Consider the following 9,494-nt stretch of genomic DNA (forward strand, 5'->3'; position numbering starts at 1 on the left):
CCAGAAAAGAAAAGATTTAAAACAGTATTAAAAAATAACGGTAAAAGTCAGGAGACTTTTATAAACTGTAATGATTCACAAGTGCAAAAAAAAAGCGCAAAGTCAGAGACATTTGCGCAGCTTTGGTGATTCAATCCTTTAAAAATTAAAATCAAAATCTAATGTCGTATTGATTTCCTGCTCTAATTTATCGTCTATTTCTCCAATCTTCCTTAAAGGATTAACGACAATTTCATTTAGCATTTTACCAAATTCTGATACAATCATTTGTATAGTATCTTCCTCAAACAAATCAGAATTGTAATCAATAGTTCCTTTTAACTGATGCTCACTTTCAAACAAGTTAAACACAATAGGTATTCTACTGAATTTGCTTTCGATTGGATAAGATGCTAATTTCAATTCATCTAATTCAATGCTGTTTTCAAAATTAAATTCGGGGTTTTGATAGACCAGCATCAGATCATAAATATCCGATGCTATTTTGTCAAATGGCAGATCCTGATAATTGTTTATTTCCAGTATGTTATGATTAACATTCTCCCATACATCTGTAAAAGTTTGTTCTGACTGTATTTGAGTTCTTAGCACCAGAGTTTTCACAAACATTCCTATTTGATTGTTTAAATCATAGCTATTTCTTCCTGAATTTACGGTACCAATGCATATATCCGAATGGTTGGATAGTTTATAAATTAAAGCATTGATTGAAGCCACTAAAAGGGTGTAGAAAGTCATTTGCTTTTCGGCAGCCAGATGTTTTAAAAGGAGCGTAACTTCTTCTGTGAGCTCAAATGATAATTTACTTCCGTTTTGTTTATTATTCTGAATACTAAAATCCCTGTCAAATGAATTTTTAGGTGTATAGTTTTGAAGATAATTTTTCCAAAACAACTCATTTTTAGATTGATCCTCTTTTACTGTTTTATTCAACCACTCTGAATAATCTTTAAACTGAAGTTTTAGGCTGTTCTCGTTAGTTTGATTTGGAGTACTTTGATTATAGTTTTGGATAAATTCTTTGATGAAAATTTCCAGTGACAAGCCATCCATCATAATGTGATGTGTCGAAAAAAGAAGTAGATGTTGATTCGTTTCTAAGGGTAGCAATTGAGCTCTTATCAACATGTCTTTTTCTAAATCAAATTCGGTATTACATAATCGATCGATCGCCTCTTCTATAGAACCATTTTTTAATTGATGTACAGCAATTTCAAATCTATTCTTTTCCGTAGCATTTATTTTTTGATACGGAATTCCATCAATTTCAATAAAATTGGTTCTTAGGATTTCATACTTTTCAATGATTTGATTGATGGACCGGTTCACTTTAGCTGTATCTATAATTCCTTCAATAGTATAGCCGGCAGACATATTATAAGCAATCGAATTCTTTGTTTGTTGAGAAGCCAGCCAAATAGTATATTGAGCAGGAGTCAAATGGTACAAATCTTTGATTTCAGCTAAAGGTATGGCATTCGATTGGGTTGGCTTTAACTCTTGTAAATAAACAGCCAGTGCTTTTATAGTCGGGAAATCAAAAATCGTTTTTAAAGTAATCTCTACATAAAGATTTCGGGAAATTAATCCAATCAATTTTACTGCATTCAAAGAATGACCACCAAGCGCAAAGAAGTTATCCGTTACACTTATGACTTCTTTTGTATTTAATACTGTTGCCCAATAGTGTGATAGTTTTATTTCTAAATCGGAAACCGGTTCTTTAAAATGATCTTCGTTTGTATTATACTGAATCTCTCTTTGTGACAACGATTTTCTATCTACTTTTTGATTGGGCGTAAGCGGAAATTCTTCCAGTGGAATAATTGCATTCGGAATCATATAGTACGGAAGTGTCTTTTTCAATTGATTCGTAATTTCAATTGTATCGACGAACTCTTGATTTTTTAAAACATAAGCGATTAAAAAAGCTTCTTGTTGCGCTCCTTTTTTAGCAATGACAACAGTATCTTTAATTGCAGCTATTTGATTGAATTGCGACTCGATATCGCCCAATTCTATTCTATAACCTCTAATTTTTACCTGATTGTCATTTCGTCCTAAAAATTCTATTTCTCCATTGTGATTCCATTTTCCAACATCTCCTGTTTCATAGCACCAACTATTCGTATCAAAAGGGTTTTGGATGAATTTTTCTTTGGTTAATTCGTTGTTTTTATAATATCCCAGTGCCAATCCATCGCCAGCAATATAAATGGCTCCCGGAATTCCAATCGGTTTTGGATCTAAAAATGCATCTAAAATATAGAATTGCGTATTGTTGATGGGTTTACCAATATTGGAGGCTTGCGAGGGGTGCTCTATTTTTTTTACACTGGACCAAATAGTCGTTTCGGTTGGTCCGTACATATTCCATAATGCTGAGCTATGGCTGATTAGTTTTTGGGCTAATGATTCGCTTAGCAAATCGCCGCCACATAATACTTTTAATTGTTTATCGCCCTGCCAGTTGGCATTGAATAACATTTGATAAAAACTTGGTGTGGCCTGAAGGATTGTGGGTTTGAGTTCTTCTAATTTTCTAATCATTAAATTAGGATCGGATAACAAATTCTGGTTAGCAATATATAAGGTTGCTCCTGAAATTAAGGGTGCAAAAAATTCTAATATAGAAATATCAAAAGAATAAGTTGTTACTGAAAATAAAATGTCATTTGCATTTATTCCGGGTACCTGCTGCATACTGGTTAAGAAATTAAGCAATGACTGATGTCCAATTTCAACTCCTTTTGGATTCCCTGTTGATCCTGATGTGTATATAATATAGGCCGTATCTTGTGGGGATACGTTTTGAAAAGCTGTTGTTTGTAGATCCTCAATTTCAGCAAGAATATGTTCTAATGCTATTGTCTTTACCTGTTTGATCGCCTCAATTTCATTATTATTTTCGTTAATAATGATGCTGGTTTGACTATGAGCCACAATATAGCTTAAACGGTCTTTTGGAAAAGCAGGATCTAACGGGATATAAGATCTGCCTGTTTTTAAAATCCCTAACAAAACAGCGATCATATTAGCAGAGCGACCTAACAAAACAGCAATTGGTGCTTTATCTTCCGTACCAAATTTTGAAATAATGTACGCTGCTATCTGGTTGGATAGCTTATCCAGTTCGCTATAAGAATATGATTTTGTCTCCTCTTTTACCGCAATTTTTTCAGGTACTTTTTTAATTTGTTCCTGAAATAAATCCAGTACCGTTTTATCTTTTGGATACTCAACTTTTGTACGATTAAAATCAAATACTACTTGTTGCTTTTCTTCTGTGGTTAAATAGGTTAACTCTTTTAGCTTTTTATCTGAATTATTTAAAACAGCATGAACCAACTTTTCAAAATGATTGACCACTTGTGTGATGCTTACCTCATCAAAATAATTCAAATTATAGTCAAAATCAATTTTCACATCTTCTGATTCGTCAAATTCTCTTATGTACAAAGCCAGAGCTACTCTTTCTGATTGATGACTTAATGGAATTACTTTGGTTTGTGTGTTTTTAAAATGAGCGGAGTAATCTTGTTTTTCGTAAGAAAGTGTGATGTTAAACAATCGCTCTTTTTGACTGTACAACTGCAATTCCTGAATTAACTTTCCTAAGGGCAGCCGCTGGTGGCGATAATCTTGTTTTAACTGATTTTTTATATCAGTTATTAAATCCTGAAAAGTCGCTTCAAAATCCAATGACATTCTTAGAGGAGAAATTCCCATAAAAAGCCCCACCGTTTTTTTATAAGCAGACTTACTTCTGTTTAAAACGGGCAAGCCAATAGCAAAATCGTTGTTTTCGTGTTTTCTGCCAAAATAAGTGTACAGAATTCCTAAAATTAGAGCAAAAGTGGAACATTTATAGCTTGTGGCTAGTTCATTTAATTGGTTGTAAACCTCTCTTGCAATAATCAGTTCTTTACGGCTGCTTTTGTTTATTTGCACACGGTCATCTAACTTATCGAATAAATTCTCCGGTAATGGTTTGAATTTTTGAGACCAGTATTCTAAATCTTGCTTTAATGATTCTGAATTTTGATATTCGAAATCATCTTCTTCAAAGTCTTTGTAACTAAATGGATAATCGGAAATAATTGCGCCAGATTCAGAAATCTCATTGTAGTTCTGAACCAATCTTTGAAACATTAATGAAGTTCCCCAGCCATCGGTTATGATATGATGATACACCGAGAATAAATAGTAAAAATCGTCCTGAACTTTTACTAAAGTGAAAATATGCAAAAGGCTTCCTTTTAATAAATCAAAAGGTTTCATAAATTCCTTTTGCATATAGAGATTTGCTTGCTCAGTTGGATTTTCAAAGTCTGAAAAATCAATATACCCCAGCTCCGATTGATGGTCTGCTACTATTTGAATACCAACATTTTCTTCCTTTTTTACAATAATACTTCTATAAGCATCGTGCTGATCAATCAAGGCAACATACGCTCTTTTGAATATTTCTATGTTTACTTGACCTTTAATTTCGATTTTAGCCCCAATATTGTAAACAGGCTCATTAGGAAATAATAATTGTTCGAAGTAAATATCTTGTTGGGGCAATGTCAGTTTCATGAATATTCTTTTTATAGTAGTTCCATAACATTATCAGTTACTTTTTCATCCATAATTGTTTGGCCGGAGTCCAATTTTGTGATTCTGCCGGCCTATTTAAAAAGGGCAACAGTATGGATAACTGCGATAATCGTTTTGCTTCTTCTTTCGGTTTAGGCAATACGTTTTCCTAAAAATTACAACGTTTGTCCGATACGCTTATCTTGCGATAATTCATAGAAATATTTGGCTATCCCGATATCAAAAATCGCCATCCCCATAGGACAGAACATTATGGTATCATTTGCTTTGATAGTTTTTCCTAATTTTCCGGATAAGACATCCGTGATTATAAGAACGTCTTTCTCCAGCAGTCCTTTTGTCTGATGCATCATTTCAATATCGGTGTTTTCGCGGCACACTTCGTCCCAATTATCAACAATCACGCAGTCAATAAAATCATAAACATCGGCTTCATAATCTCTTAATGAAACATTGAGTTGCAATGAACCCTTTGGAGGTGGAAGATTGATGTATCTTTTTGACGAGGCCGTACAGGTAATAAAAATTTTTGAGTTTAAATAAGCTTGTTCCCAATCGTTTGCGAGTACGATTTTATGTTTCCATTTTTCGGGCAGCAACTCTGTGTCAATTGGATTGATATCGTAGACATAAATTTTGTCAATGATATCTTCATGCAAAGTAAAAATCATCTCAAGATGCATCCTCCCAATTGGTCCTAAACCAATAATACCAAAATTTATTTTCTCCTTAATTTCTACTGCTTCTCTGTAGCTTTTTATGATCGCACCAGTAACTGCCGATGTACGTATGGCCGAGACCATGGGCGTATTTATCACCGATATGGGAACACCAGTATCGGCATTATTCAGGATAATAACTGAATTGGCCCTCGGGAGATTATTTTTTATATTGTCAGGAAAGCTGGCGATCCATTTTATGCCCGAAATATTATAATCTCCTCCTACATAAGCCGGCATAGCGATTATTCTGTTTTTTAAATCTTTATATCTAAGGTATGGTTTTATAGGTTGTGCGTAATCCTTTTTTTCTAACAGGAGAACAGTATCTTCAATAACCTGAATAATTTCATTCCAGTTATTCCCTATTTCCAATATATTTTGTTCATTAATGTATTTCATAAGAAGTTTGTTGAAAGCATTTATAATCTATTAATTCCAGGTAATCATCGCCGGAATCGGGTATAATGACCAGGCAATTCTGTTTCTTTTCAGAATTTTCAATATTTTGCAAGGCAGCATAAAAAGCCGCTCCTCCGGAAGCACCAGCCAGAATACCGTATTCATGGAAAAGTTTTTGGCAGCCGCTTATGATTTCCTCTTCACTTAAAATAACATGATCATGTATGTCTGCCAGGGCAATAAAATCAGATGTTTTGCTGGCACCAATACCCGGTAGTTTGCGTTCTTTGGTTATGGTAGAAAAAATCAGTGAGCCTTCAATATCTACCGCTATAATCTTTATTTTTGGAAAATACTTCTTGATATGCTGTGATAATCCGGTGACTGTGGCTCCCGAACTCACAGAAATAAAAATATAGTCTATTTCATCAATTTGATCTTTTATCTCCTCCATCATCGCATTATAAGCCAGGTAACAATTCTTGTTTTTATATTGGTTGGGCTGGAAAGAATTTTTATTTTCTTCAAGATAGTTTTTGATAAATTTTATTCTGTTCAGTAAATAATTACCGGTTTCGTCTTTTTGTGTGATCTGAACGATGTGACTGCACAGTAGTTCCAGCTTTTTCTTTTTGTATAAAGAGATGCACGGATCTATAACCGGTATAAACTTCAGGTCCAGTTTTCTGCAGATCAAAGCGAGCGCTATCCCAAAATTTCCCGAAGTAGATTCGATTACAACTGTGTCTTCATTGATTGAACCATCAAGAATTGCTTCTTCTATTACTTTAAATGCAGATCGCATTTTTATACTACCACCAAGTTGATAGTATTCTACTTTTATAAAAATATTCTTCTCTGCGCATATATTATACAAAGGAGTATTTCCAATAAGTTTTTTTAGTTTGTACAGTTTGTCTAATAATGTATTCATCGATTAGGATTTGTGTTTTTTTGCAATGCAGATATAGGACAACGGATAGGAAAGTTCTTTTTGTTCCAGGTCTTCTTTTAAATTTGATATATCATTCGCATATTCAAATAATTTGTAAAGTGACAGCCCATTATCGGCAATGGCATTGAATAGGTCGGAGAACGTATAATTAAAACTATAGTTTGTGCTTCCTTCATATTCGGTTTTTCCTAAATAATCCAGGCCACCTTCCTCTTTTAATGGTTCTTTTCTAAAATAATTCTCCTCTTCCGAAAGTTTCATATCCTCATCGATAAGCCAGCTAAAAGGATGTTGTTCCTGAATAACCAGAAATCCTTCAGGAGATAATACTTTAGAGATTTTTTTTATGATCTGATTCAAATCGGGCAGCCAGACCAGGGCACCTACTGTCATTAATACGATATCAAATTTTTCGTTTTCTATAATTTCGTCCATTTCATAAACATCATAGACGTGAAATGTACAGTCAAGACCCAGTTGGTCGTTTAGAAAACGTGCCGAATCGATCGCTTCGTCAGAGATATCGATACCGACACATGTGCCGGCATTCATTTTTTTTAATGAAATCAGTTCCTCACCGTCGTTACAGCACAGTTGAAGTATTGATTTGTTTTGGAATGTTATTTTATTTAGTACTTCCAGAAGGTTCTCATCCAAGGTACTAAAGTCCTCTAAAGTGAATTTGCTTTTATATCTCTTTTTAAAATCCTGATGCATTGGGTTCACCTCATTCCATGCGATCCTGTTTGCTTCGGTATATTTTTTATAATCCATATCGTGTATATTTTTTTGATTATTAGGAGTTCTTTTTTAAACATTCCTTTAAAAGCACTGGCGAAAAAATAATTGTTTAACGCCAGTACTTCTTCTGTGATTTTTTTTCTGAATACGGATCTCAACTATTGACCATTAATTTCGTTATCAATAGTAGTATTGCTGTACTGATTTCACTTGTCTCATCGCTTCTTTCAAAACAGTGCCCGAGTTTTTACCAACACGATTAACTACTTCTGCAATAGACGGATACCTATACAAAGATACATTCAATAGTTGGTGAATCTTTTTCAAAATTTTCGTTCTCAGCATCAAAAAGATTACACTTTTTCCAGATTATCCTGTTTGTTTAAAATAAAATTCCCCATTACCAAATAATCAATATTGGATTTCAAAAAGGTTTTTATCGCATCCTCAGGAGTACAAACAATTGGTTCTCTATCATTAAAAGAAGTGTTTAAAACCATCGGGATACCGGTTAGTTTATAGAATTCTGATATTAACCCATGATATTTTGGATTGGTTTTCTGATTAACGGCCTGTATTCTCGAAGTCCCGTCAACATGCACTACTGCCGGTATAAGTTCTTTTTTATTGGTTAAAGCCGGATAAGCCATAAGCATGTACTCGGATACAGGTGTGCTTTTTTTAATGTCAAACCAGTTTTCTGTTTCTTCTGATAAAACACTTGGGCAAAATGGTCTGTGATCTTCCCGGTGTTTTACTATTGAATTGAGTTTTTTAATCATATGGAAATTTCTCGGATCTGCCAAAAGACTTCTGTTTCCAAGCGCCCGGGGTCCAAATTCCATTGCTCCCTGAAACCATCCAATAATATTACCTGCTTTAATAAGTTCTGCAGCTTTCACTTCTATGTCTTCCACATGTGAATACACCAGATTTCTCTTAGACATTTCATTGTGTATTTCTTCGGTCGTAAATGAAGGCCCTAAGAACGTATTGTCCAAAACCAATCCTTCTAAATTACCTTCTGCTTCAATATTCAGTTTTAAAGCCGCTCCCAATGCAGTTCCCGCATCATTTGCTGCCGGCTGTATAAAAATATTTTTGAACTTACTATTTTCAAAAGCAATGGTGTTGGCAACACAGTTTAAAGCGACACCACCCGCAACACAAAGATTTTCAGATTTTGTTTCTTCAAAAAGCCTGTCGGTAACTTTTACAATAATATCGGTTGTCCATTTTTGCAGAGCAGCGGCAATATCCTTGTGTACCTCTTCTAATTCATCTAATGTTTCTCTTTTTTTAATGTTGAATAACTTTTCTAACTTAGAATAATCTTCAACCCTGAAGCATAGTACCTCATTATCCAGTTCAAAAATAGTTTGATCATTGATGGAAATTATCTTACTGAATTCCTCTTCGAATGTTAAAGGATTTCCGAACGACGCTACGCTCATTACTTTACATGCATCGTATTCTGAAAAGCCTAAAAATTTAGAAATTTTCTCCCATAAAAAACCAATTGAATTAGGATAGGCAATTTGTTGTACTACATCAATATTTTTACCATGTCCGTAGGCAAGGGTGGTCGATTCAAATTCACCGATTCCGTCAATAGAAAGTATGGCCGCATCACTAAACGGAGATGGATAGTATGCTGATGCACAATGCGCTATCGCATGTTCGATAAAGCTAAACTGTCCCTTGAACCCCATTTCCTGAAGTTTTTGAGGAATTTGTGTTAATTTATCATAGAATAACTTTTCGCCATCCTCACAACCCCAGTTGTTTGGTACGAAACGATCTTCTGAAGGGATGTTTTCTAATCTTCTTTCAGGTTTAAATGAAAACCCTATTAAAGAAACATCCTCTAAACTTACTCCCCCCATCTCGAGACATTTGTTTATTGCAAGAATCGGCAATTCATCCGGATTGTCAATTTTTGATTCTTTTGCATGTTTGACTCTTGAGAGTCTTTCTTCTTCAATAGCCGCCACTACTTTGTTATCAATTATTAAGCATGCCGCTGATTCATGGTATACACAATTTATTCCTAAAATAATATTTCTCATAATTTT

At 34.3% G+C, this 9,494-nt stretch carries 5 protein-coding genes; all 5 read right to left on the minus strand.

What is annotated here, in order from left to right:
* Positions 1-138: 138 nt before the first annotated feature.
* Entirely contained in the window at positions 139-4,581 is a 4,443-nt protein-coding gene (locus M4I44_RS18840) for an amino acid adenylation domain-containing protein (protein WP_249965738.1), read from the minus strand.
* Between the two features lie 176 nt (positions 4,582-4,757).
* The gene (locus M4I44_RS18845) at positions 4,758-5,723 is read right to left on the minus strand and encodes a 2,3-diaminopropionate biosynthesis protein SbnB (protein WP_249965739.1); all 966 of its coding nucleotides are present in this window, start codon (positions 5,721-5,723) and stop codon (positions 4,758-4,760) included.
* Positions 5,710-6,657: a cysteine synthase family protein gene (locus M4I44_RS18850; RefSeq protein WP_017496288.1), complete on the minus strand. Its 948-nt coding sequence runs from the start codon at positions 6,655-6,657 to the stop codon at positions 5,710-5,712. The genes M4I44_RS18845 and M4I44_RS18850 overlap by 14 nt, the downstream gene beginning before the upstream one ends.
* A 3-nt stretch (positions 6,658-6,660) precedes the next feature.
* The gene (locus M4I44_RS18855; RefSeq protein WP_249965740.1) at positions 6,661-7,452 is read right to left on the minus strand and encodes a bifunctional 2-polyprenyl-6-hydroxyphenol methylase/3-demethylubiquinol 3-O-methyltransferase UbiG; all 792 of its coding nucleotides are present in this window, start codon (positions 7,450-7,452) and stop codon (positions 6,661-6,663) included.
* Between the two features lie 320 nt (positions 7,453-7,772).
* The gene (locus tag M4I44_RS18860) at positions 7,773-9,488 is read right to left on the minus strand and encodes a carbamoyltransferase C-terminal domain-containing protein (RefSeq protein ID WP_017496290.1); all 1,716 of its coding nucleotides are present in this window, start codon (positions 9,486-9,488) and stop codon (positions 7,773-7,775) included.
* Positions 9,489-9,494 lie beyond the last annotated feature (6 nt).

Source organism: Flavobacterium sp. B183 (genome assembly GCF_023539155.1).
GTDB lineage: Bacteria > Bacteroidota > Bacteroidia > Flavobacteriales > Flavobacteriaceae > Flavobacterium > Flavobacterium tructae.